The organism is Methanothermobacter sp. DP (assembly GCF_026692625.1).
Lineage (GTDB): Archaea > Methanobacteriota > Methanobacteria > Methanobacteriales > Methanothermobacteraceae > Methanothermobacter > Methanothermobacter marburgensis.
The window spans coordinates 1,261,332-1,285,762 of sequence record NZ_CP113501.1; the positions used below are offsets into that span (position 1 = coordinate 1,261,332).

Below are 24,431 nucleotides of genomic sequence, written 5' to 3' on the forward strand. Positions count from 1 at the left end.
TCAGTTCCGTATACTAAACATCCAAGACCCCCCCTTTTCAGGAAAGGCAAGAAGGCCCTTGGAGGGTGTTAAAACACCCGTTTTAGTATACGGTGCATATTTAACTTGATCATAATTAATTAAGATTTCTTTCTGAATCAAGTCGAAAGATTTATATGTATCAACACGTTTTCTTCGGGTTTTATGGATTTTTTGTATGGCTGCGTTGATTTTTATGATCATGCACGCCGCAGGTATGATGGCCGCAGGGTAATAAATTATATTTAAGGCACTGCACAGAAAGAGGCACATGCAGATAATAGCTGATTTGGGTGGTATACCTGGCAAGGACTGCAGGGGATTCTGCAGGTACTGTTACTTCAGAAAGGTGGGGGAATTTGAACCCTTTGGCTGCAGGAACTGCTCCCCGGGGAGGGTGGGCTGTGAAACCTGTGGAACTGATGTTGCAGAGAGGGGGAGGGAATTTTTACCACCATTCCTTGTCATGGGTAATGTGCAGACAACACTGATGATGCAGAACCTTCAGGATAAGGACCTTAAGATAAACATCAGCGGTGGGGGTGATGTGAGTTGCTACCCACACCTTGAGGAGCTGACATCTGGGCTCAGTGAGTTTGGGATTCCCTTACACCTGGGATACACAAGCGGTAAGGGCATGGATGACCCTGAACTGGCATCAAGATTAATCAGAAATGGTGTGGATGAGGTAACCTTCACGGTGTTCTCAGCGGACCCCCTCCTGAGACAGGAGTGGATGCGCGATAGGAACGCTGAAAATGCACTGGAAGCCCTCAGGATATTCTGTGAATCCTGTGAGGTCCACGCCGCTGCAGTGATCATACCCGGTGTGAATGATGGTGATGACCTCCTTGAAACCTGCTCCAGACTTGAGGAGTGGGGGGCCACAGGATTCATAATGATGCGGTTTGCAAACTATGAGCACCAGGGGCTGATACTCGGCAATGGGCCAATAATTGAAGGTATAGAACCTCACACAGTCCAGGAATTTGAGGACCTTGTGAGGATGGTTGATCGGGAGTTCAATCTCAGGGTTACAGGGACACCTGTCTGCGACCCTGAAAACGGGACTCCATTTGTCCTTGCAGATGACTCAAGCAGGGAGTACCTTGAGATCCTCCCTGAAATCAGGGGCGAGGCAACCATAATCACAGGATCCATTGCAGCCCCCTACATAAGGAGGATAATAAGGAACCTTGGGGCAGATGACATGGTGAATGTTGTTGGTGTTGAGAAGGACATAGCATGCCTCATCACCAGGAAGGACCTCGAGGGTGTGGACCTCAGCGAACTTAAGGAAACTGTGATAATCCCTGGCAGGGCATTTGTCCATGAAATGCAGGCAAAGGAGGTTCTAAGCCGCGACGGAACCGACCGGATAGTCATAAGGGGCCCTGAAAGGCTCACCGTTGATGGGGAGATGAGCGGTACGCTGTCCCAGTATGATGTTATAGAGCGGGAGATGGAAGCATTCTATGAACTCATACAGGCCATAAATTTCTTCGGTGCTTCTGAATGACTCGTGTGGTTGTTTTAACACCAGAGCACTACACCTACGGTTCAATGGTCATTGCCGGTGTTTTGAGGGGCCTTGGATACAGTGTTGAACTCAGGAAGGGCCTTGATGGTGCCGGCGCAGATGTGGTGTTCATAAGCCTCCAGTCGACCATCCACCTCCTGAGGTACAGGGATATTATTAATAATATAAGGGGTTTCCGGGTGGTGGGGGGTCCCGTGAGCATGGACCCTGAACTTGTACTCCGCTACCTCGACGTTGACCTTTTAATTCAGGGTGAGGGTGAGGATAAGGTGGAGATGGCCATGGAGGTTGCATCTGGAAGTTTGGATGCGTCTGAAATGCCTGGAGCAGCATTTAAATCCTCTGAAGGGTTTATAATCAATGAGCCAACCCGCTGCTCCATGAAAAGGGCCCTCCCATTTGTGCCTGCAGATATCTCACAGGAGAACATAAGGGGTGCCAGTGTCTACATTGAAACCCACAGGGGCTGCCCAGGTAACTGCACATTCTGCCAGGTCCCGGCATTCTTCGGCCGTGAGGTCCGCAGCAGGCCCCTGGAGGATATCATAAGGGAGGTCAGGGAAATGAGGAAATCCGGGGCCCGGAGGTTTGCAATAAGCGGGGGAACCGGAACACTCTACGGGAGCAGCAGGTTCAGGGGTATTGATGAGGATGCATTCACCGAGCTCCTAAGGGACATAAGTGAAATCACAGGGCCCAGAAATCTGACTGTACCTGATATACGGGTTGATATGGTGACCCCTGAGATCCTTGATGCCATATCAGAGTACACCAATGGCTGGGTGTTCTATGGTATAGAGTCAGGGAGCAGAAGGATTCTCAGAAGGATGAAGAAGGGCATCAAACCCGGGGATGTTATTGAGGCTGTTGAACTTGCCAGGGAACATAATCTGAAGGTTGCAGGGTCATTCATAGTGGGGTACCCCGGTGAAGATGAAAGGGACCATGAGGAGACCCTGGAACTTGCAGATGAACTCATGCTCGACGACTACTTTGTGAGCATCGCTGAACCGATACCCGGCACGGAACTTGGTGATGAGGTTAAGGGTCTTGAAGATGATGATAACCCTGTATTCATGGAGCCATCAGACAGGAAGTTCAGGAGTCTGGCTGAGGAGAGGGCATTCAGTTTCATGCTTGATTCATACGTATTCAGGAGCATGCCCATCCCTGTAACCGATGAACTCCTGAGGTCACTCCAGAAGGAAGCCAGGGATCAGCAGAAGCATATAGAAACTGTTACACGTATGTTAAAAAATGAGATCTAACCATGTGCAGACCCTGAGTTCTGAGAAAATTTTCTGGATGCATTAACTATAACCTCCTCCAGGGAGGAACCATCAGGAGGTGTTGTCCCAAGGAGTGCCCTTCCAAACACATATGATGGCCCTTCGGAGATTTCTTCAAGCACCAGAACATCAACACCCTCTTTTTTCAATAATTCAGCTGCTTTAATACCTCTTTTTGTTTTAAGGGATCTTGTAGTGTTTTCAATTATTCTAAAATCTATTATACGCCCTTTAAGCGTTTTTGCAATGATAAAAAATTTCGCTTTCCCAAAATGTGATGTTATATGTGATTTCAAACCGCGATCATCTTCAAGGGGCACGGCCACCACCAGATAATCCCTTTTGAATGTTTCTGGTTGAATGGTTATATGATCAATTGAGGGCACTGCTGTCTTCACCTCCCTTTTTATCCTGGAAATAATTTCATCCACATCCTCCGTTGATAGGTCCCTTGAAACTTCAATATGGAGTTCACCGAAAAGGTAGGGTCCTGATTTTCTAATCTTAATGTCATGGACTCCCTCAACACCCTCCATCCCTATGACAGTTTCCCTCAGGAGCTCCCGAGAATCCCTATCTATGCAGGCATCAAGAAGGACAAGTACATCGTCCCGGGTAAGTTTTAAGCCCATGTAAATTATAAGTGCCGAAACTATTATTCCAGCAATACCCTGGACGCCGCTTAACCCGGCGTACTCTGCGAGTATTGATGTGAAGACCACGAGGGATGATATGACATCAATGTAGCTGTGTCTGCCGTCATTTAAAAGTGCTGTTGAATTTATTTCCCGTCCCACCCGCTCTTTATAGGCTCCTATAAGGTATGATGCCACAATTGCCGCAAAGGTTACTGCAAGACTGATGAAGGGCATTGAAATCTCTGCAGGAGGACTTCTGATGTATTCCAATGAATCAATAGCTATTTCGATTCCTGTGAAGATAATTATCAGCGAAACAATTAAAGATACCAGTGTTTCGACTCTGTAATACCCGTAGGGAAAGAGTTCATCTGGCTCCCTCTGGGATAATTTAAGGCCAAATAGCACGGCCGCCGATGCGAATAAATCTGCCAGGGAATGAAAGGCATCTGCCAGAAGTGCTACATTTCCTGAAAGATAACCTACCACACCCTTCATCGTCGTTAAGATTATGTTTAAGATCACAGAATACCCTGCAGCCGATGCTCCCCTTTCAAGTGATCCCTCAGCAGCCATAGAATCCCTCATAAAAATCCATCTCAGATTACTCCTGTATCTGAAAGGAGATTATCAGTTATCCCCGAGAAGTGTTTCCTCAGTTCAGGTTTATGTAGCACCGCAGGGGTGAGGTTAACAAGGGCATCCACAAAGCCCAGATCATATGGTATCCTTCCAAGAACATGGATGCCCTCATCAGCAGCCATTTCCTCTATTTCCATGGCAATATCAGGGTTTATATCCCATTTATTAATTATTATACTTTTTGGAACTCTGAAATGATTTACAAGGTTCAATGCACGTCTTAAATCACCCATGGATACTCCTGTGGGTTCTGTGATAATTACAGCATGATCAACACCCTTGACTGAGGATAAAACAGGACACCCTATGCCTGCGGCAGAATCAAAAATGGCAAGTTCTGATTCATTTGATTCTCCTACAGCAGATGTCAGTTTTCTCACTTCATCAACTATTCTGCCGGAACCTCTCTCACCGGGTTTAAGGCGTCCTGTCACAACATGAAATCCATACTTCGACCTGAATGAACATATCTGACCGCTTTCTACCCGTCTGACCTCAATCGCATTATCGGGACATATGTATTCACATGCACCGCATCCCTCACAGAGAAGTGCATTTATTTCGGGTACAGAAAGTTTTCCGTTCCACTCTATAGCCCTGAATCTGCAGACATTTACACACTTCCTCCGCCCTTTGCATCTTTCAGCCACGAATGATGCCCTTTCAGACGCCTCTACCGGACTGCAGTTAAATCTGACATTTTCCAGCCCTGTTATGAGTCCAAGGTTCGGGGCATCGACGTCGCAGTCCCCCAGGACAATGTTCATCCTCTCTTTAATTAAAATCGCCATTGAGGCCGTTATACTGCTCTTTCCAGCCCCGCCCTTTCCTGAGAGGACGCATATTTCCTTCAAATCAGACACCTCATCACAAGTAGATCCACGATCTCATTTATTTCCCGGAGCTCATGGGGTCTTCCCTCAGAGTAGGCCCTCATTGTTTCCTCTGAGTAGGGTATCCTTGCAGCCACAGGGACCTTTTTTTGGTGTGCAACGTCATAGACGATATCGGGATCGCCCACCCCATAACGGTTAATTACAATCATTGACTCAAGGCCCATCCCATCAAGGAGAGCCAGAATCAATTTCAGGTCGTGAACACCAAGTGGTGTTGGCTCCGTCACTGCTAGGGCCATATGGCTCCGCATAAGGGCACGTATCACATTGCAGTGGAGTCCTGCGGGTGTGTCAACGATAATAAAATCAAAGTCCCCCTCTTGTTCGGCCTTATCCATGAGGGCATCCACAACCGTCGCGCTGGATGCTGTGCCGATGATACTTTCACCTGAGAGGAGCCTGAAATTTTCCATTACCCTTTCTGAGCCCCAATCAGGAATTCCCTCATAAATTGAACCTATTACCTTATCACGGGTTTTTATGGATCCTGTTGGACATGCAAGGACGCAGGTCCCGCAACCATTACATCTGTCCTCAAAGAGGGTTGGAGGCATTCCATCCACATGGAAAAGGGCGTTTTCCCTGCAAACATCTGAACACCTTCCACACATGGAACATGTTGACTCCACAAAGCAGGGTACCTCAAGGGTCACGTCATTACTTTTTTCTCTTATGATGGGGAGAATGACATGGTCGTCAGGGCATTCAACATCTGCATCAACCAGTAAAACTCTGAATTCATCCGCCATGGCAACTGCCAGGGAACAGGCAACAGTTGATTTACCTGTACCGCCTTTTCCTCCTGTTATGGCAACCTTGAATGGTCTCTTCATTTGAATCCCCTGAAAAGAACCATCAGAACATTCTCCGAGAACCCCTACCATATCCTTTTCCGCCGGAACTTGCAGGAGAATTTATCTCAGAGAGTTTGCCCCCGGTAAAGAGTTTAAGGTTTTCCTCTACAGAACCCTCAACCGAGCTGTAAAGTTTTATGCCTAGCCTGTTAAGTATTTCAAAGGCATTTGGGCCCATTGCCCTGCTATAATCACATCTACTCCTTCATTTGCAAGAAGCTGGGCGGTTTTAATACCTGCTCCCCCTGAAGCGGATGTGGCCCGATTTTCAATACTCCTTACTGAAACTATTTTTCCAGCCTCCAATTCAGCGATAACGAAGTTGGTGGCTCTGCCAAAAAATTTGCTTGAATCTGAAGTTATATCGCTTCCAGAGGAAGCCACAGCTATTTTCATGTCAATCAGCACCTATCAAATCTTTTATATTCTCAAATATCCTTTTAATCTCATTTTCAGTATTGGAGATGGAATTTTCAGATGAATTTACGAAGGGCATTTCACCAAGAAAGGGTATATTGAATTTCTCAGAGAGCCATCTGCCTCCCTCTTTACCAAATATATGAAGTTTTTTCCCACATTCAGGACAGATCAAGTAGGACATGTTCTCAACTATCCCAATGATAGGGATGTTAAGTTTCCCTGCCATGTTTATGCACTTCTCAACATCGTGAAGTGACAGTTCCTGGGAGGTTGTGACGATTATAACACCATCAATACGGGGTATTGACTGCAGGACAGTTAGGGGTTCATCTCCTGTTCCTGGAGGATTATCAACGAGGAGTACATCCACATTGCTCCAGTCTGTATCGGCGAGCAGCTGTCTTATGGCACCCGTCTTCTTTGGGCCCCTCCAGATTACAGGGGTGTCAGTCGCTGGAAGAAAGAATTCTATTGAGACCACACTGACTCCGCCAGGAGCTGTCACTGGATTTATTCTGTTTCCCTGAAGGGTGACCTCAAGTTCTTCAACACCCATCATCCTGGGTACATCTGGCCCGTGTATATCTGCATCCAGTACACATACCCTCTGGCCATTTCTCTTGAATTCTTCAGCCAGTTTAACTGTGATGGTGGATTTCCCAACCCCTCCCTTGCCACTCATAACCACAATCTTATGCTTTATCGTGGACATGGCCTTTGATATTCTAATATCCTGTTCCATTATGGCCAGCTTCTGAGCATCTTCGCTATCCATTGCAGGGCCCCTCTAATGTCCATTGCATGTGTTTTCAGCGCCACCAAGTTCTCCTTTTTTAAAACTGTTCAAGGCTTCGGCTACTGTTCCTTTTGCTCCTGTCAGCACTTCAACCCCATTATCTCTGAGAATCTCGGCCGCCTTTGATCCTAGATTCCCGCATATAAGGATATCTGCATTGGAGTTCAGCAAGATTTCTGCTGGTGTGAGATTGCCGCCGCCATGCCTTCCCCTTATTTCCTTTATTTCAAGTTCATGTGTCTTATCGTCATAAAAAGCAAATAGGGGCGTTTTACCGAAATGCTGAGAAATCGCTGAACCCATGCCCCTTTCCTCCATTACAGGTATGCATATTTTCATCATGGCCCTCCGTTTTCAGTCGGCTCCACACATTGGTGCACCGCACTCTGGACATTTCTCCATTCTGCATGGAACTCCAGGTGTTTTTGGTGCCTCGTATCCGCATTCAATGCATTTGCAGACACGTGGTGCTCCACGTCCAGCGCCAAAACCTCTTCCGAAGCCGCCCCTTCCCATCCTTGGTAGTGTATCTGCTGATACCAGCGTTATGTTTTCTGAATCACAGTCGGGGCACTTTTTGTATTCCTTCTCAGGTGAGATCCACTCAAACTGGCAGTCCATGCACTTGTATCTTCTTCTGTCTGTGATGTAATCACCTCCTTTCAGTACTATTGGTCTGCCCTCGACCAGTGCCTCTGCTATCTTGGCCCGTGCGGATGTCAGTGTCCTGTGAAATGTTGGCTGTGATATACCCATGATCTCAGCGGCTTTTTTCTGTTTTATGTCATGGTAGTCCCTTAAACGGACAGCCTCAAATTCATCTAGGGTTATCTCAACCTCCACTTCTTCTTCACTGGCTTCCGGGGAAAATGCAACCACACGGGGTTCTCCCAGGATTCTTCTGTATCTTCTTGGCCTAGGCATGTTTTGAATATATATTCAAAACTTGTATTTAAACTTTTCCATCAGGGGTCAGAGAACATAAAAGCCAGTCACCTAAAAAACCAGCCATCACCATAAAACCAGCGAAATAATGAATAACATTCAATTCATCCTTAATCTCCATTGAAGCCATGATCAGAGGGAATAAGTTCAATAACCGTAACCTCACAGGATGATCCTATACGAAGAGGTGGCCCCCATGTGCCTGTGCCCTGTGAAACGTATAGAAAACGTCCTGAATCCTCATAAAGGCCGCTGATAAAGGGGAACATCATGCCAACAAGGAGGTTGAATGGATAGAACTGCCCACCATGCGTATGGCCGGATAGCTGGAGGTCAACACCCCTTTCCCTGGCGTAATCCCAGTCAACAGGAAGGTGATGAAGAAGTATGAGGGGCCTCTTCGGATCAAATTCCATTATATCAAGGATCGCAGAAAGCGAATGCCTCTCCATCGAATAACCCACACCTGCAACCTGCACCCCCCTGAAATCAACAACACGCTGATCAATACACATGATACCCGCCCCCTCCACTGCGGACCTGAAGTCCCCTGAATAGGTGTCATGGTTGCCAGAAACAAAAAATACGGGCACATCTGCCTGAAGCTCGGAGAGTGTTGACGCTTCAACGGGCCTTGAACCATCCAGGAGGTCACCTGTTATGAGGACGGCATCCGGTCCTACTTCAGAGATAAGAGATGAAACCCTCCGGAGGAAACCCCCTGACCTCACAGTCCCCACATGAAGATCTGAAAGCTGCACCAGCCTCAGTTCATCGCTGCATGGAAATGGGATCCTCACAGTCCTTACCTCAATATCCAGGGCCCTCACCAGCCCATAGGAAACCATTATGATTGAGAATGCCGCCGCAGGGATAGGGGAGAAAGGAATGCCTGGAACAAGTGATGCTGCAAAGGTTACCCCAAGGCCAATAAGTATGTAAACAGCCATTCCCACCCATATCATGGAGACCACATAGGCAGCCCTTGAGATAAAGGATGAGTATACCCTCTCGGAGATTATGGCCACCGGTAGAAGAAGTGTAAGGGGGAGGCTCAGAATTCCCATACCAAGAGATTCCAGGACAGTAAAATTAAGAAGATAGTATCCTGAGGAGAAGATCAGGATAAATATCAGGACCTGGAACTCCCTCCTCATGGGATCACAGTATGGAGCTTTCAGGTAGCAACTTAACGAGGATGTAGTCGTACATCATTGACTTCCTGATCTCAGATATGTCGCCCAGCCGGTAATCAGAAACCCTCACATCTGCTATCTCGTCGTGGTAGCGGTCATAGTTGAGTTTCACCCGGACCCCATCAAGCTGGCTGGTTACGGGTGTTGGGGAGTAGACCTCCTTAACGGCAGGCACCTGGTTCTCAATCTCAGTCTTAACAAGTATTGAGGGAACAAGAGGTGGGTCCGCTGCCATTTCACGCCTCCTCCTGTCAAGTATATCCTCGACCACCTCAACAAGTTTCCGGAGGGCCCTTATATCCTCACCCCTCTTCAGCCTCCTGGGGATCCTTCCGAGGCCCCCAACATAGGCATCGGCACCTGGAAGCTCGCTGAGGTCAATCTTCTCAGGGGACCCTGTAACCACCACCGGGATGTTTATGTCACTGAAAAGGTGGGCCTTATCCTTTATGCACTGCTCAAAACTTCCAAGGGCAAAAACTGCAAGGTCATGTTCCTCTATGAGTCTTTTTTCATCCTCTGATATCCTGGATATACCCTTACCTGCTCCACGGGCAAGGCCTATCATGTTGTCCTTGGCACCGTATCTCCTGAGGTATTCGGATATATCACAGGCCGAATGGGGTAAATGATGCCTCGCAAGGGTGGGTGAGACGATAGCTATCTCGGTACCTGCCATCGGGGCAACCTTAACCTTCCCCAGGAGCTCCCTGGCCTTTTCCCTCACCTTATCCACATCCTCAATTGGGACGGCCAGTGTGAGTATGAGGTCCATCTGAAGCATGTTTTCCTGGAGCACAAAGCCGCCGAGGTCCTCAATCAGTTCCTTCATCTCCTCATGGCGGTGCACACCGCCCTGATAGGTTAAAGTTTCGTACATAATTTCCTCTCCAGATACATGTACCTGAATAAAGCCCTCTTAACAGGGTCCACTGGAAGGTTCCTGTGTGAGGGAACCCTGATGCAGTCAAGTTCCATGTAATCCGGGCATACCGTGAAATCTTCATTCAAATCAACAATGGTGAAGCCCATGTCCTCCACGATCTCCGTTAAGAAATCTGAATAAACCCTTACTTTTATTTTGCTGTTCATCTCCCGCAACCCCGCAGGGTCATGCCACCAGGGGGAGCAGACCTCAAAGTTTATCTCATCAACTGAGGAGTACATGAGGCTTCCAGGATCCACGTCCTGAACAGCCCTGAAAACAGTTCCTATGGCCTCCCTTATCTGGGGGAATGTGTTGAGTTTAAGTTTAACCGCCCCGGCAACTGATGTCTCAGATAGCACAAATAAAAGGTCTGCATCCTCATCCTCAGGTTCGCGGGTCACATCGTACCCCATGACGCCTGCAATCCTCAGTATGCCCTCACACATTGGTGTTGTAAGAATCCTCATTGAGTCACCGGTGAAGTCTATAAATACCTCATAAATAAATCTCTCTATAATCATTTATAAGGTGTGCTGATGAGGGTAAGTCTCAGCTTTGAAAAACCAGAGGGCAGTGGACTCTGCATAATGGTGGACCTTCTGAGGGCAAGTGCAACCATAACCTCTGCCCTAGACAGTTTCAGGGAGGTCATCCCTGTTGGGGACGTTGAGGAGGCAATGGAGTACTCCAGGATGGGCTATGTGGTGGCAGGGGAGCGTGGTGGTGAGACCCTGCCAGGGTTCCTGGCTAACTCCCCACTGGAGGTGAGGGAACATTCAGGTGATGCCCTTGTGCTAACCACCAGTAACGGTACAAGGATCCTTGAGTCAGTTGAATCACAGGCCCTCGTGGGCTGCCTCAACAATCTGGATGCAGTCGCTTCAGCTGCAAGGAATCTTTCGGATGAAGTTGAGGTGGTCATGGCAGGTGTTAATGGCCGATTTGCAATAGAGGATTTCCTCTGCGCCGGTGAAATAATACGTGCCATTGGTGGTGAGTTCGAAGAGTACGCTGAGGCCTCAGTACTTGCAGTCCAGGACAGGTCCATGGTTGATGATGCCATAAGAAAATCCAGGTCAGCCAGGAGGCTAAGGGAACTTGGTTTTGCCGGTGATATCGAATACTGCCTCAGAAGGAATATAACAGAAAACGTACCTGTATACATGGACGGCAGAATATCGCTGATCTAGGGAGGCTGCAGTGGACATGAATCTGGATGAACTGAAGATAATAGGTACCGCACATGTATCTGGAGAAAGTGTTGATGAGGTGAGAAGAACCATACTTGAGATGAAACCGGACGTTGTTGCAGTGGAACTTGACCCCGGGAGGTACAGGAGGCTCATGGACGAAAAAATGGGGATCAAAAGGGATGAACCCTCCCTCAGGGACGCCCTCAGAAGTGGAAACATTGGCGTCATCCTTGCAGGCTGGTTTTTAACCTATTTCCAGAGGAAGATCGGTGAGGATATAGGTGTTAAGCCGGGAAGCGAGATGCTTGCGGCGATAGATGCCGCCCATGAGGTTGGTGCAGGGGTTGCCCTCATTGACCGTGACATAGGGGTGACCATGCAGCGGGCGATCGAATCCATGAGCCGGTGGGAAAAGCTGAGGTTCTTTCTTGCAATCATGAGGTCATTCATTGGGGGGGAGGATGCGAGGGATGTTGAGAGCCTCAAAAGTGACGACACACTTGCGGAGGTTATGGGGGAATTCCGCGAAATATCGCCCTCAGCATACCGTGTGCTTGTTGAGGAGAGGGATGCATTCATGGCCCACAGGCTCCTCTCCATTGAGGAGGACCGCGTTGTTGCCGTTGTGGGCGCAGGCCACAGGAGGGGAATAGAGCACTACATCAGAAACCCGCAGGAACTTCCACCACTTGAAGAACTCATTTGAATATCCGATGATATCATTCAGGGTAATGTCCCGGGCACACCCCCAGGCTCCCAACAATATTACAAGTCATCATTCAGAGTAATGGCATGATAGGGGAAAAATATTCATTAAATACCGGTCCAATAAATATTTACTGTGGAAAGAGCAGTGTGATATGCAATGTACGTCATATTCAGATGTGACTGTGGAAGGGCCCTCTACTCAAAGGAGGGCGCAGATACCCGGAAGTGCGTCTGTGGAAAAACCCTGAAGGTTAAAACAAGGCGCATATTTGGAAAGGCCGCTAGCTTCCAGGAAGCCGCAGAAATTGTGAGAAAACTCCAGGAAGAAAGGTGTGGCACCTGCCATTTCACAAATCCAGTGAAAAGGGAATAGAACGAGATATGATAGAAGATATCCGATCATTCACATCAGCCGGTGAGAGGAGGAACATAGAATTCAAGAAGGCACTCTCACCGGGGTATCATCTGAAGATGGACCGGAAGAAGAGCCTGATCTCCCAGATGAAGTACCGTATGGAGAGGGGTGATGGAAGGGCAGTATACCTCCTTGGTGTGGAGGACAGCGGTGAACCGGTTGGCCTCCCTGATGAGGAACTCAGGGGGTCAGTTGAGGTCCTCAGAAAACTGAGTCAGGAGATAGATGCCGTTGTGGAGGAGGTTAACCTTCATGAGGGAACCCACGGTAGGGTGGCCGAGGTGATAATCTCAAGGAAACAGAAAACAGAGAGGGAACACCTCCTCATAGGTGTCGCCGGCCACGTTGACCATGGAAAGAGCACGCTCCTCGGTACACTCACAACAGGAACCCCCGACGATGGAAGCGGTAAGACAAGGATATTCCTTGATGTCCAGAAACACGAGATAGAAAGGGGTCTATCAGCGGATCTATCCTTCGCCATATATGGATTCAGGGATGGAAGGGTCATAAGACTCAAAAATCCGCTGGACCGAAAGGAGAAATCAGGGCTCATGGACAAGGCCGACAGGGTAATATCCTTCGTTGACACAGTTGGACATGAGCCATGGCTGAGGACAACAATAAGGGGGATTGTGGGGCAGAACCTGGACTATGGCCTCCTGACCGTTGCCGCGGATGAGGGTCCAACACATATAACAAGGGAACACCTGGGTATAATGATCGCGATGGAGCTTCCTGTGATCGTTGTGCTCACAAAAACCGATATGGCCACTCCTGAGAAGAGGAGGATTGTGCGGGAGAAGATATCTGAACTCCTTAAACTGGTTGGGAGGATACCCTTCCATGTGACCGGAAGGGACTCTGCAAGGGAAATAGCCGGCAAGATGAACCAGCACATAGTACCCATAATAGAGGCATCCTCTGTCACAGGGGAGGGCCTTGAAGTCCTGGATGAACTCTTCCTCAACCTGGAGGTTAAGCGTGACGTCAACGGGGATGAGAAGCCGTTTCTCATGTACATAGACAAGGTATACACCATCAGGGGTGTTGGAACCGTTGTCAGTGGAACCATCCAGCAGGGCCTTGTCAGGAAGGGGGATACGCTGCTCCTGGGCCCCATGAATACCGGAAAATTCAGGGAGGTCACCGTTAAATCCATTGAGATGCACCACTACCGTATAGGCTGTGCAGAACCAGGGCATATAGTTGGAATATCCATCTCAGGGGCATCCGCAGATGAAATAGAGAGGGGTATGATCCTGGCCCACCCTGACTATGAACCCGAGGCCGTCAGGGAGTTCGAGGCCGAGGTGGCCATACTGGTGCATCCCACAACCATAAAGGCTGGCTATGAGAGCGTAACCCACATTGAAACAATAGCAGAGACCACCATACTGGAACCCCTTGATGCAGAGTTCATGTCAGCCGGTGACAGGGGTCGTGTGAGGATGAGGTTCAAGTACAGGCCTCACCATGTGAGGGAGGGTCAGAAGATAATCTTCCGTGAGGGAAGAAGCAAGGGTATTGGCTCAGTTACCAGAATCCTGGAATAAGTTAAAAAGAGCCTCTAATGATCCGTTTCTTCTATAATTTCAAGGAACTCACAGGCCTTACATTTAATCCCTGATGCTGGTTCTCCACATACTGAACACTCCCCGATCCCATCCTCCTCCACCAGCGGTTGGAATGTGACCGTTAATGATTTCATGATCCTCTCCTTTATGCCAGGACTTTTCGATTCTATCCTGTTAAGGAAATCCCTTATCCCGGCCCTCATTGATCTGCTGGAGTAGGGACAGGGGTCACTGTGGAATTTCACATCATTGAGTTCAGCCCAGAGCCTGACATCCCCCTCAGGTGTGCTCCAGAGGGGTTTTATCCTTGGTACCATCGCGGGGTGTATCCTCTGAAGTTTCGGGCCGAACTTGGAGAACTTCCTCACATCGCCCCTTGCAAGGCTCATGATGAATGACTGAACCTCATCATCCATGTTGTGGCCCGTTGCAATCTTTGATGCTCCTATTTCCCTGGCTGTCCTGTTGAGTATCCATCTCCTGAAGACACCGCAGGGGATGCAGGGGCTTCTGAACCCTTCCAGAACATGGTCAAGTTCAAAGTTGAATTCATCCCTGAATGATTTCTCTATTAGTTCAACATTTCTCACACGGGCGTTTTCCCTTGCTGCGAGGACCCCATTCCCCCTGTAGCCCTCTATACCCTCATCAACCGTGATGGCTGTGAGTTCAAAATCCAGTTCCTCCCTTAAATCTGCGAGCGCATGGAGTGTCAGCACACTGTCCTTGCCGCCTGAGAGTGCCACTGCAACGTGTTCTCCCCTCCCTACGAGTTCATGTGATTCCATGAGACCCCTTATTCTGGCCATGATTCTCCGGTTGAATTCCTGAACATCCATGGAACCGTATATATGGAACAGCCGACATATATATTCACCATGATAACAGCGGAGCTCACCATAATACCCCTCGGTACAGGCAGCACCTCGCTCAGCGGCTACGTGGCAGCTGCAGTCAGTGCCCTCGAGAGGATGAACGTGAGGTATGAGATCTCAGGTATGGGGACTCTTGTTGAGGCCGGTGACCTGGATGAACTCCTTGAGGCTGTTAAGGCGGCCCATGAGGCCGTCCTGGAGGCAGGCTCAGAGAGGGTTTACACAACCATCAAAATCGATGATAGAAGGGACACCGACAGGGGCCTCAGTGACAAGGTTGAATCTGTAAAGAAAAAGCTCAAGTAAATGTTCCTTAATAAAGGCTGAGTCTCTGAAACTCCCTTAAGTGTTATTCAGTAGTTTAATTTTTAAATGTAAATCCTCAGGGCGTTGAACGATAAAAAAATAGAATTTAGGTTCTCAACACTACACCACACCTGAGATTAATAATAGAATGTTAGTTCTGCCCGAAGAAATTCCTGACAGAATCCACAATCATTTCAAGGTCCTCGTCAGTAAGGGCAGGGTGTACCGGTAGCGATAGGACCTCCTCTGCAGCCTTCTCACTGGCAGGACAGCTGGCATTGAATCCCATCCTCCTGTAGAGTTCCTGCCTGTAGATGGGTTTCGGGTAGTGAATTCCCGTACCTACACCCCTCCCGTTGAGGAATTCCATGAGCCTGTCCCTTGAACCCGGAACCCTCAGGGTGTACTGGTGGAAGACGTGTTTAACCCCCCCTGCAACGTGGGGTGTTGACACCTCCTCAATGTCCCTGAGGTTACCTGTGAGGTACCCTGCATTTTCGATTCGTCTTCTGTTGAATTCGTCAAGTTTGTCGAGCTGGGCTATACCAATGGCAGCGGAAATATCGGTCATCCTGAAGTTGTAGCCGAGGTAGGTGTGGTTGTAGCGCTCTGTCTCACCGTGGGCCCTTAGAATACGTGCCATATCTGCAATTTCCTCATTATCAGTTGTTATCATCCCGCCCTCGCCTGTTGTCATGTTCTTTGTTGGATAGAAGCTGAAGCATGCGGCATCCCCCATCGAACCCACCATCCTCCCATGATACTCCGCACCATGGGCCTGGGCAGCATCCTCAATCACCAGGAGGTCATGGTCAGCAGCCAGGTCCATGATGGGGTCCATGTCGGCGGGCTGCCCGTAGAGGTGTACGGGTATTATCGCCCTTGTGCTGGGTGTTATGAGTTCCTCAATTCCCTCAGGATCTATATTGTAGGTTTCGGGATCTATATCTGCAAATACAGGCTCAGCGCCAACATACAGTGCCGCGTTTGCCGTTGCAGCGAAGCTGAATGGTGTTGTTATAACCTGGTCCCCCCTTCCAATTCCTGCAGCCAGGAGGGCCAGGTGGAGGGCTGTTGTCCCTGAACTCGTTGCAACAGCATGTTCCGTGCCCACGTAGGATGCAAATTTCTCCTCGAATTCAGCCACCCGGGGTCCCTGGGCAATGAATCCCGATTTAAGTACCTTCACGACTTCCTCTATTTCCTCTTCATCGATTATGGGAGTAGCAACCGGTATCATGTGAACACCTGAGTAAGAGTTACTGAGTTATTAGTTTCTCGCCGGAACTTAAAAAGTGATACCCTACCCCTGCAATCAGTCAGAAGGTACCAACCCGTTACTGGGATTCAGTGGATTGTTGATCCTCATCCACGGTACCTCAAAACATCCAGCAAATCTCTGTAGCGCCCCCTGAACAGTATGGCCACAAGAAGAACCGATGCAAGGATAAGTGCCAGTGGGGAGGTGTAGGGATCTGATGGGCTCACCATAAGGGATGGAAGGTTTCCGAGACCTGCCTCCGGGGAGCTGTGTATAACACTGACATAGAGGTTGTTTGCAATATGCACCCCCATGGCAAGTTCCACACCATCATCTGTGAGTGTTATGAGTGCAAGTACCAGTCCAATTATGAATGTGCTTGCTGTGATTGAGAGGCTCATTGTAAGGGTTGTACCATTCCACCAGTGCAGGATCGAGAATATCAGTGAATTCAGGATCATCAGTGGGATTGGCCTCTTAATGATCATCCACATCCCCTGCATGAGGTATCCCCTGAAGAATATCTCCTCAAAGGAAGCCTGCACAGGGAATGCGAGTAATGCAAGGATTAGAAGCCACCAGAATTCCTGTGTGAATTTAAATCTGACTGAAGACGGATCCATGATAATCGAGATCAGATCAAGGACCCCGATAATAATAAACCAGACCACTCCCCCCCTGAGAATCCGCCTCCAGTCAAGCCCCTCCCTGGAGTTCACGGCTGATATGAAATCACGTTTGTGGATAAACTTCAATCCAACGTAGAGAAAGAACATTGAGGCAGAAAAGGCCACCGCCACCATGATGAGTAAAGCTGGCCAGCTGAAACCCGGGATGCCCTCAATTGCATCCACACTTCCCGTGATTATCAGGATGGCCACAAGGAATAAGCCCACAATAAAACCAGCGCCCACATTGGACACCACGAAGCTAAGGAGCACCGTCAGTATATAACGCCAGGGTTCATTTCTTCCAGCATAGACGTTGTCCAGGAAATTCCTCATTTAGTCACCGGTCCCCTTGCCAACTGTCTGAGTATCACAGTAACCAGTAAATCATCCGGCACTAATAAATATATTGATGTGGGTGTCGAGGCTCCGGTCCTTGGTATGTGCTGAGTTTCATTTATTGGGCTGCTCCCCATAATCATAACAGTGTGCATGTAATTAAGTTTCCTTTATTGGATGTGAGTCCAGAACCATAACTGTGGATTGTTATCGTGTTTATAGGTAAGGAAGTGTTACCATGATAACCATAAATGAGGGTTCAGTCACAATTGAGGTCCCGGATTTCAGTAAGGTCTCGTCCAGCGCCCCTGTATTCTATAACCCTGTAATGGAGTTCAACAGGGATGTTTCTGTGCTTGCGGTTCAGGCCTTTCAGCGGATACTTGATAGGGAGATGCGTGTTGCGGATACATTCTCAGGGAGCGGCATAAGGGCCATAAGGTACCTGGTGGAGGTTGATGGTGTCTCTGATGCCGCTGCAAATGATATAAACCCCCTTGCAGTTGAATGCATAAAGCACAACTCAGAGCTGAATTCTGTATCCCCCGAGGTCAGCAGGGAGGATGCCGCTATATTCCTCAGAAGGAACCCTGGCCGCTTTGATGTTATCGACGTGGATCCCTTCGGGACCCCAGCACCATTCATGGACTCTGCGGCGGCATCCGCCAGGAACAGGTCCCTCCTTGCTGTTACAGCCACAGACACCTCGGGTCTCTGCGGAACCTACATAAAACCCTGCCTCAGGAAGTACTCATCAAGACCCCTCAAAACAGAGTACTGCCATGAAACTGGGTTGAGGATACTTGCAGGTTTCACTGCAATGAACCTTGCAAGGTACAGTAAGGGTGCATCCTTCCTTCTCTCACACAGCAGCCAGCACTACATGAGGATCTATGCCCATGTGAGGAGGGGTGCCGGGAGGGCAGATGAAACCCTCAAAAACATTGGCTACATGCTCCACTGCTTCAGCTGCCTTCACCATCAACATGTTAGGGGTGTGCCAGATCACAGAGAGTGCCCCATCTGCGGGTGTAAAATGGATGCTGCCGGACCCCTCTGGGTAGGGGAACTTCATGATGAAAAATTCATAGGCTCCATGATGGCTGAAGCCAAAAATAAAACCCTCAACAGATCAGGGGATGTTCTGAAACTGCTCAAAACCTGTGGGGGGGAGGTGGGAATGCCGCCGGGATTCTATGATGTCCATGGGGTCTGCAGCAAGCTGGGGGTGAGCGCCCCCCCGCTGATAGATGTTATGGGTGGTCTTGAAGAGGCCGGCTTCAGGGTTTCAAGGACCCACACAAGGCCAACCGGGATAAAAACAGATGCAGGAATCAGGGAAATTGAGGAGGTTATAATGGACCTCCACGGTTCCCCTTCGTAGTCCTTTACCATCCAGCTCCATGTGCCAAGGCCAAAAGCCAGTTCTCATTCATAATTCAGCATGTTGTGGGTGTAGTAGTACTGAAGGGCCCTTGCATTCTTGATCTCAAAGTTCCGGTAGGGGTTGTTGAGGTACGGGAAGATTATTCCCCGGATAACATAATAATACGCTGCGATGGGCCCGTACTCTTCCCTTGAAATCTTGTAATATAGGGGGAAACCGCATCCCTGGTTTATGAAAATGTCCCCCTCCCTCACTGTCCCATGATACACCATTGGTATGGGACCCACCTGCCCATGCTCCTCGGCCCTCTCCTTTATATAAGCCAGAGCCTCATCCAGGGTATCAAATTCCTTACCATCTGAACGGTAGGTCCACTTGTCGTCCGGGATACCATATATACCCTCCTGCCAGACCTCATTCCAGTCTATGCCCGGTCTGTACTGCTTTTTTTCGACGTATGCAAGTTCAAGGATGTAGACATCACCCTCCATGTAGCAGCGATAATTGGAGCTTCCCCCGTAATGGACCACAAGGATGCATTTCGAGCCCCTCTCCCGGGCATAATCTGCAAGTAACTTTGAGTGTATGTGCCCCGGGTACATGTCGGGGTTGGCGATTTTAACGAATCCGAGTCTTCCAAGTGGTTCAAAATCTCCTGAAGTGGATGTGAAGTAGAAGTAGCCCCCTACAATCACCAGCAAAGCAATGAGTAGTATCCCCTTCTTCATCCATTCACCTGTTCTCCTGTGTTATTAACTGTGCAGCGATTTATATATTCCTCTAAACAGATTAGACAGTTTTATATATAATCATTTATATAATTTTAGCTGCGGGAATCCGCGGAGGTGTGAAAATTGGATATAGGTGAAATTGTAAACGACGCCATAATGGTATCCCTCCAGTGACTGGAAGAAGGTCATAATACTCGGTGTCCTGATGATAGCCAGTGTTCTCATAATACCCCTCTTCCTGGTCATGGGATACGGTTTCAGGGCCCTCAAGGCCTCAATAGCGGGTTTTGATGAGCTTCCTGAATTTGATGAATGGGGTGAGATGTTCGTTGATGGATTAAAGGTCTTCGTTGTCCAGATAGTATACATGATAGTTCCATTGATAATAATATTTGCAGGTACTTTCGGATCCCCGGCAATGGTTTCACCAGCCGGTGCTATCCCAGAGCCCACATCCTTCACTGGTCTTCTTGGAGGTACTGCGATAATCGGTGTGATACTTGCAATAATCCTTGGGCTCATAGAGACCATCGCAATAGCACACATGGCCTACAATGACAGTGACCTTGGAGCAGCATTCAGGTTCAGTGAGATACTGGATGTAATCTCCCAGATCGGATGGATCGACTACATCATCTGGTACATCGTTGTAGGTCTGATCGCAGCTGTTATTGCATTCATTGCCGGTCTTCTCAATGTAATACCCATCATAGGTACCATCATAGCGGTGCTCATAGTATACCCCTACATCCAGCTCTTCTGGAACAGGGCCCTTGCACTCAGGTACGCCTACGAATAGATTAACCCTTTTTTTACTTTTTCCTGTCTTTCAGCTAAACATTTATAAGGGAATATCCACTATCTATAAAAGTTAATAACTTCTTCTAAAACACCATAATTTAAAAAAGTTTATAATATAACTTCCACAAGTATACATTGTTTAGTGGTGATTCCAATGGATGATGATCTAGTCAAAATCGATGATATTGACAGAAAAATAATAGACCTCCTAAATGAGGACGGACGCATGTCCTACAGGAACATATCAAGAATACTTGATGTCTCGGTGGGTACTGTGCACAACCGTGTTGAGAAGCTGGTCAGGAAGGGTGTTATAAAGAAATTCGTGCCGGTGATAGACCACTCCAAACTTGGATACAAACTCACAGCCATAATAGGCGTGAAGGTCAAGGGCGGAGTCCTGAGGAACTGGGAGACACGGACAGCCTACCACAAAAACGTCCTTGCAGTTTACGACGTCACAGGAGAATTCGACGCCATACTCATAGGAAAATTCAAAGATACCGGGGAACTGGATAGCTTCATCAAGGGTCTGCTGAGTGAGGGTGACGTTCAGAGAACCTACACCCAGACAGTCCTCAACATAGTGAAGGAGGACATGACCTCCACCAAGATGATAGGCGATTAATTATTTATTCCCTTGCACCAAAAATTCAACCATGGCCATTATATACTCCAGCACCTATGACCTCCACAACAATAAGGGCCATGTTGAGAACAAGGGGAGGACAGGTGCAATCATTGACGCCCTAAAGTCCTCGGGGCTCCAGCTGAAGTTCAGGGAGCCGCGCATGGCAGGTATTCATGATATCCTCATGGTTCACAGCAGCGTCCATGTGGAGTACCTTGAGGAGTTCTCAGGGAGGGGCGGTGGATGGCTGGACTATGACACCTACATGACACCTGAGAGCTTCAGTGTGGCGAGGCTCGCCGCAGGTGGCGCCACGGTCGCGGCTGAGGAGGCACTGAAGGGTGGATGGGGATACTCCGTTGCAAGGCCCCCGGGTCACCATGCCACCTATGACAGGTCCATGGGTTTCTGCATATTCAACAACATCGCCATAGCCATTGAGCACAGCCGCAGGAACCTCGGGATTTCAAGGGCGGCTGTGATTGACTTTGACGTTCACCACGGGAACGGAACATCAAGCATATTCTACACCGACCCGGAAGTCATGTATGTCTCGGTTCACCAGGACCCCAAGACACTCTTTCCAGGGACAGGCTTCATTGAAGAGATAGGAGAGAGTGATGGTGAGGGCTTCAACCTCAACATCCCCATGCCCAGGGGTTCAGGAAACAGCGACTATATCTGGATACTCTCTGAGGTGCTCCAGCAGGTACTCAGTGAATTCAGGGCAGATATGTTATTCGTATCTGCAGGGTTCGATGCCCACAGGCTGGATCCACTGGCAGATATGAGGGTGGATGAGGAGTTCTTCTCATGGATGGGATGGTTCATCCATGAAACAGGGCTGCCATGCGCAGCTGTGCTTGAGGGGGGCTATGACCTCCAGGCCCTTGGAAACTCAAATGTCTCATTCATCGGGGGCCTTGAGGGTTCCAGTGTTAAGGTGGAATATGAGAGGTCACCTGCGGTGGCTGAAATCTTCAACGAGATTAGCGACGTGTTTTCACCATTCTTCAATTTCTGAGAGGGTCAGAAGATGGAAAAAATCAGACTTGAACAGGCAGAGGAGCTTATAAGAAAATCATGCACGAATATCCGGAGGGAATCCAGGTTCAGGGACCCCCATGATGGTGTCATAGACACCAGAAAATTTCAGGAGGCCCTGATGGAACTCATTGAAGCCGAGGACCATATATATGCCAGCCTTCCATCCCATGAGCTCACCGGGGAAGATGCATACGATTTCTGCAGGAGGCTCATGGCCGCCAGGGAGGCCATTGACGGCATGCTTGCAGATTTCGGTGTCATTGAACGTGAAGACCCATCTGAAAGGATAAAAGAAGCTTCGAAGGGTAAACTGATACTTGTGAATAATTCATCAGTTAAAAAGCTCCTTGTTAAGGCCGGCGTTGAGCCGGGGAATATCCTGGTTGCAGGTGCGCCCCTCTCAGTGGATGATATGAAGAAGATAAACCCCCGGATCCCTGATGCTGCCCTTAAGGGTATAGAGAAGAAGATAGAGCACCTTAAGAATGACATTGAAAGGAAGCTTGAAGACCTTGGGGAAATCCTCGTTATAGGGGAGCCCGATAAAAGCACAGGCCTCCTTGCATCAAGGGCTGAAGAACTGTATGGTGCCGGTGTGAGACTGGATGAGAATATCAGGGACCTCACCCCTGAGGAGATACTGAAACTCCTCTCATAGATTGATTATTGCCTGAGGTATCTTTTGATGGTAGAATGATGCCTTCAGTCACAGCATGACCCAGGTCCCGATACATCCTCCATTATTGCACCATTTCAGAAAAGACCGGACTGAAATTCCATCAAAGAAACCAATCCCCACTTACACTTGACTCCAGTGTAATATTATGTTTCATGGGACTCATAATCACCGGACAAGTATATAAGCAAAGTTTTCATACTATACTTAAAACCTAGGTAACCATTACTTATGGGGTGTAAAATTTGGGTTTAGTTTGTTTTCCAGATACACAGGACAAGATTCCTAACATCCCCGTTCACCTTACAAGGGTGGGTGTTACAGGTGTTAAGAAGCTTCTGAAGATAGAAAGGGATGGTAGAAGACCCATAATACTTCTTCCAACATTCGATGCATTTGTGGACCTCCCGAGCAGGCAGAGGGGGATCCACATGTCAAGGAACCCCGAGGCCATAAGTGACGTCCTCGAGGAGGTTGTTGAAAACAACGCCCTTGAACTGGAATCCCTATGCGCAGAGATAGTCAATGAACTCCTCAAAAAGCACAGGTACGCCCGCAGAGCCGAGGTGAGCATGAAGAGCGACTTCATGTTCATGAAGAAATCCCCTGTCACCGCCAAGAAGAGCCAGGAGATGACAAAGATCATGGCAGACGCCATCGGGTACCGGGACGATGACGGTATAGTGATACGCAAGATGATAGGGGCAGAGGTGGTGGGGATGACCGTGTGCCCCTGTGCACAGGAATCAGTTAAGGAAACATCCCGTCAGAATCTTCTGGAATTCCTTGACCCTGAAACAGTTGAAAGGGTTCTTGACTGTGTATCCTTCGCCTCCCACAACCAGAGGGGGCGCGGCATGATAATGATAGAGGTCCCTGAGGACCAGACGATAAGGGCCGAGAACCTCATAAACATCATAGAGGGCTCCATGAGTTCACCTGTCTATGAACTCCTCAAGAGGCCCGATGAAAATGCCGTTGTTGTGGGTGCCCATGAGAACCCCATGTTCGTTGAGGACTGCGTCCGTAACATGGTGCACAGGATAGTCAGCGAGTACCCACACCTCCCCGACGACACAATAGTCACCGTAAGGCAGATAAACGAGGAGAGCATACACAGACACAACGCCTTCGCTGAGAAGGTTGCGACAATGGGGGAACTTAGATACGAGATAGAGGAACTTAACGGATCAGAGGAGTGATAACCTTGATGAAACTGCACAGGATAGCCGGGGAGATCATGGGTTACTTTGAAGCTTTTGAGGGCTCAAGACCAGCCCTTGACTCAAAGGAGATACTAATAGTTAGGGGAATGTCAAGAAAGAGGATGAACATTGAGGAAATGGGCAGGGAACTTGATGGCCTTATAGAGAAACTGGGTGCAGAGGAACTGGAGCTCATATCCGAGGAGGGCACGGCCCTCATTGGTGTGATGGATGAGCAGATAAGGTCCTGTGTTGAGGTCGGAACAGAAACCGATATCGGGGGTATCCACAGGCTCAAGGAGGCCCTTGAGGATATGAACTTCAGCGTGGATTACAGGCTCTGCATGACAGAGGATACAGGGCTCTTTGTTGTTCTCTACAGGGACCGGAGTGGTGTGGGGCCCTGTTTTGTTGAGGTTGTTGTCTCTGATATTTCAGATTAAACTTAT

28 protein-coding genes are annotated in these 24,431 nt (G+C 48.6%); 14 read left to right on the plus strand and 14 right to left on the minus strand.

Going from position 1 to position 24,431, the window contains the following annotated elements:
* Window positions 1–289 precede the first annotated feature (289 nt).
* Window positions 290–1,537 (plus strand): methyl coenzyme M reductase-arginine methyltransferase Mmp10, encoded by a 1,248-nt coding sequence (gene mmp10 / locus OXN82_RS06720; RefSeq protein ID WP_160322958.1) that lies wholly within the window; start codon window positions 290–292, stop codon window positions 1,535–1,537.
* Window positions 1,534–2,826: a methyl-coenzyme M reductase glutamine C-methyltransferase gene (locus OXN82_RS06725; RefSeq protein ID WP_160322957.1), complete on the plus strand. Its 1,293-nt coding sequence runs from the start codon at window positions 1,534–1,536 to the stop codon at window positions 2,824–2,826. The genes mmp10 and OXN82_RS06725 overlap by 4 nt, the downstream gene beginning before the upstream one ends.
* Here the strand turns inward: OXN82_RS06725 and OXN82_RS06730 are convergent.
* The 10 genes from OXN82_RS06730 to OXN82_RS06775 form a co-directional block, all read right to left on the minus strand.
* Window positions 2,823–3,983, minus strand: coding sequence for a cation diffusion facilitator family transporter (locus OXN82_RS06730; RefSeq protein ID WP_321211116.1), 1,161 nt, complete (start codon window positions 3,981–3,983; stop codon window positions 2,823–2,825). The genes OXN82_RS06725 and OXN82_RS06730 overlap by 4 nt on opposite strands.
* A 101-nt stretch (window positions 3,984–4,084) precedes the next feature.
* The gene (locus tag OXN82_RS06735; protein ID WP_160322955.1) at window positions 4,085–4,981 is read right to left on the minus strand and encodes an ATP-binding protein; all 897 of its coding nucleotides are present in this window, start codon (window positions 4,979–4,981) and stop codon (window positions 4,085–4,087) included.
* Window positions 4,978–5,856: a P-loop NTPase gene (locus OXN82_RS06740; protein ID WP_160322954.1), complete on the minus strand. Its 879-nt coding sequence runs from the start codon at window positions 5,854–5,856 to the stop codon at window positions 4,978–4,980. Before OXN82_RS06740 ends, OXN82_RS06735 begins: the two co-directional genes overlap by 4 nt.
* Window positions 5,857–6,018: 162 nt before the next feature.
* Window positions 6,019–6,273: a NifB/NifX family molybdenum-iron cluster-binding protein gene (locus OXN82_RS06745; RefSeq protein ID WP_321211117.1), complete on the minus strand. Its 255-nt coding sequence runs from the start codon at window positions 6,271–6,273 to the stop codon at window positions 6,019–6,021.
* A gap of 1 nt (window position 6,274) precedes the next feature.
* A complete protein-coding gene (locus tag OXN82_RS06750) occupies window positions 6,275–7,072 on the minus strand; it encodes an Mrp/NBP35 family ATP-binding protein (protein ID WP_160322951.1) in 798 nt (265 codons plus the stop codon).
* Window positions 7,073–7,084: 12 nt separating this feature from the next.
* Window positions 7,085–7,432 carry a NifB/NifX family molybdenum-iron cluster-binding protein gene (locus tag OXN82_RS06755; protein WP_160322950.1) on the minus strand — a complete coding sequence of 116 codons (348 nt, stop codon included), beginning with the start codon at window positions 7,430–7,432 and terminating at the stop codon, window positions 7,085–7,087.
* A 15-nt stretch (window positions 7,433–7,447) separates the two neighbouring features.
* Window positions 7,448–8,017: a DUF134 domain-containing protein gene (locus OXN82_RS06760; RefSeq protein ID WP_160322949.1), complete on the minus strand. Its 570-nt coding sequence runs from the start codon at window positions 8,015–8,017 to the stop codon at window positions 7,448–7,450.
* Window positions 8,018–8,148: 131 nt separating this feature from the next.
* Window positions 8,149–9,105, minus strand: coding sequence for a metallophosphoesterase (locus OXN82_RS06765; RefSeq protein WP_242451241.1), 957 nt, complete (start codon window positions 9,103–9,105; stop codon window positions 8,149–8,151).
* 94 nt (window positions 9,106–9,199) lie between these two features.
* On the minus strand, window positions 9,200–10,114 hold the full coding sequence (locus OXN82_RS06770; protein ID WP_013296346.1) for a methanogenesis marker 7 protein: 915 nt from the start codon (window positions 10,112–10,114) through the stop codon (window positions 9,200–9,202).
* A complete protein-coding gene (locus OXN82_RS06775) occupies window positions 10,099–10,629 on the minus strand; it encodes a hypothetical protein (protein ID WP_321211118.1) in 531 nt (176 codons plus the stop codon). The genes OXN82_RS06770 and OXN82_RS06775 overlap by 16 nt, the downstream gene beginning before the upstream one ends.
* Window positions 10,630–10,698: 69 nt before the next feature.
* On the opposite strand from OXN82_RS06775, the gene comB reads away from it, so the two are divergent.
* The 4 genes from comB (at window position 10,699) to OXN82_RS06795 (ending at window position 14,034) form a co-directional block, all read left to right on the plus strand.
* Window positions 10,699–11,352 (plus strand): 2-phosphosulfolactate phosphatase, encoded by a 654-nt coding sequence (gene comB / locus OXN82_RS06780; protein ID WP_321211119.1) that lies wholly within the window; start codon window positions 10,699–10,701, stop codon window positions 11,350–11,352.
* 16 nt (window positions 11,353–11,368) lie between these two features.
* Window positions 11,369–12,061, plus strand: a complete 693-nt coding sequence (locus OXN82_RS06785) for a TraB/GumN family protein (RefSeq protein WP_321212173.1) — start codon at window positions 11,369–11,371, stop codon at window positions 12,059–12,061.
* Between the two features lie 159 nt (window positions 12,062–12,220).
* Entirely contained in the window at window positions 12,221–12,436 is a 216-nt protein-coding gene (locus OXN82_RS06790; protein WP_321211120.1) for a DUF1922 domain-containing protein, read from the plus strand.
* Between the two features lie 8 nt (window positions 12,437–12,444).
* A complete protein-coding gene (locus tag OXN82_RS06795) occupies window positions 12,445–14,034 on the plus strand; it encodes a GTPBP1 family GTP-binding protein (RefSeq protein ID WP_321211121.1) in 1,590 nt (529 codons plus the stop codon).
* A 14-nt stretch (window positions 14,035–14,048) separates the two neighbouring features.
* On the opposite strand, the gene OXN82_RS06800 is transcribed toward OXN82_RS06795, so the two are convergent.
* Complete coding sequence (locus OXN82_RS06800) at window positions 14,049–14,894, minus strand: TIGR00269 family protein (protein ID WP_321211122.1); 846 nt, start codon at window positions 14,892–14,894, stop codon at window positions 14,049–14,051.
* Window positions 14,895–14,933: 39 nt separating this feature from the next.
* Here OXN82_RS06800 and OXN82_RS06805 point away from each other — a divergent pair, with 39 nt between their 5' ends.
* Window positions 14,934–15,236 (plus strand): MTH1187 family thiamine-binding protein, encoded by a 303-nt coding sequence (locus OXN82_RS06805; RefSeq protein ID WP_321211123.1) that lies wholly within the window; start codon window positions 14,934–14,936, stop codon window positions 15,234–15,236.
* A 151-nt stretch (window positions 15,237–15,387) separates the two neighbouring features.
* On the opposite strand, the gene OXN82_RS06810 is transcribed toward OXN82_RS06805, so the two are convergent.
* Entirely contained in the window at window positions 15,388–16,476 is a 1,089-nt protein-coding gene (locus OXN82_RS06810) for a DegT/DnrJ/EryC1/StrS family aminotransferase (protein WP_321211124.1), read from the minus strand.
* A gap of 125 nt (window positions 16,477–16,601) precedes the next feature.
* A complete protein-coding gene (locus tag OXN82_RS06815) occupies window positions 16,602–17,501 on the minus strand; it encodes a type II CAAX endopeptidase family protein (protein ID WP_321211125.1) in 900 nt (299 codons plus the stop codon).
* A 241-nt stretch (window positions 17,502–17,742) separates the two neighbouring features.
* Between OXN82_RS06815 and OXN82_RS06820 the strand changes: the two genes are divergently transcribed.
* Window positions 17,743–18,888 (plus strand): tRNA (guanine(10)-N(2))-dimethyltransferase, encoded by a 1,146-nt coding sequence (locus tag OXN82_RS06820; protein ID WP_321211126.1) that lies wholly within the window; start codon window positions 17,743–17,745, stop codon window positions 18,886–18,888.
* A gap of 44 nt (window positions 18,889–18,932) precedes the next feature.
* Here OXN82_RS06820 and OXN82_RS06825 read toward each other — a convergent pair whose 3' ends face one another.
* Window positions 18,933–19,619 (minus strand): hypothetical protein, encoded by a 687-nt coding sequence (locus tag OXN82_RS06825; protein ID WP_321211127.1) that lies wholly within the window; start codon window positions 19,617–19,619, stop codon window positions 18,933–18,935.
* Between the two features lie 208 nt (window positions 19,620–19,827).
* Between OXN82_RS06825 and OXN82_RS06830 the strand changes: the two genes are divergently transcribed.
* The 6 genes from OXN82_RS06830 to OXN82_RS06855 all read left to right on the plus strand — a co-directional run bounded on the left by OXN82_RS06830 (window position 19,828) and on the right by OXN82_RS06855 (window position 24,425).
* Entirely contained in the window at window positions 19,828–20,421 is a 594-nt protein-coding gene (locus tag OXN82_RS06830) for a DUF4013 domain-containing protein (protein ID WP_321211128.1), read from the plus strand.
* Between the two features lie 156 nt (window positions 20,422–20,577).
* Window positions 20,578–21,051, plus strand: coding sequence for an Lrp/AsnC family transcriptional regulator (locus OXN82_RS06835; protein ID WP_414855689.1), 474 nt, complete (start codon window positions 20,578–20,580; stop codon window positions 21,049–21,051).
* 31 nt (window positions 21,052–21,082) lie between these two features.
* Window positions 21,083–22,078 carry a histone deacetylase family protein gene (locus tag OXN82_RS06840; RefSeq protein WP_321211129.1) on the plus strand — a complete coding sequence of 332 codons (996 nt, stop codon included), beginning with the start codon at window positions 21,083–21,085 and terminating at the stop codon, window positions 22,076–22,078.
* Window positions 22,079–22,090: 12 nt separating this feature from the next.
* On the plus strand, window positions 22,091–22,759 hold the full coding sequence (locus OXN82_RS06845; RefSeq protein WP_321211130.1) for a DUF2100 domain-containing protein: 669 nt from the start codon (window positions 22,091–22,093) through the stop codon (window positions 22,757–22,759).
* 263 nt (window positions 22,760–23,022) lie between these two features.
* On the plus strand, window positions 23,023–23,979 hold the full coding sequence (mptA, locus tag OXN82_RS06850; RefSeq protein WP_321211131.1) for a GTP cyclohydrolase MptA: 957 nt from the start codon (window positions 23,023–23,025) through the stop codon (window positions 23,977–23,979).
* A gap of 8 nt (window positions 23,980–23,987) precedes the next feature.
* Window positions 23,988–24,425: a DUF2120 domain-containing protein gene (locus OXN82_RS06855; protein WP_321212175.1), complete on the plus strand. Its 438-nt coding sequence runs from the start codon at window positions 23,988–23,990 to the stop codon at window positions 24,423–24,425.
* Window positions 24,426–24,431 lie beyond the last annotated feature (6 nt).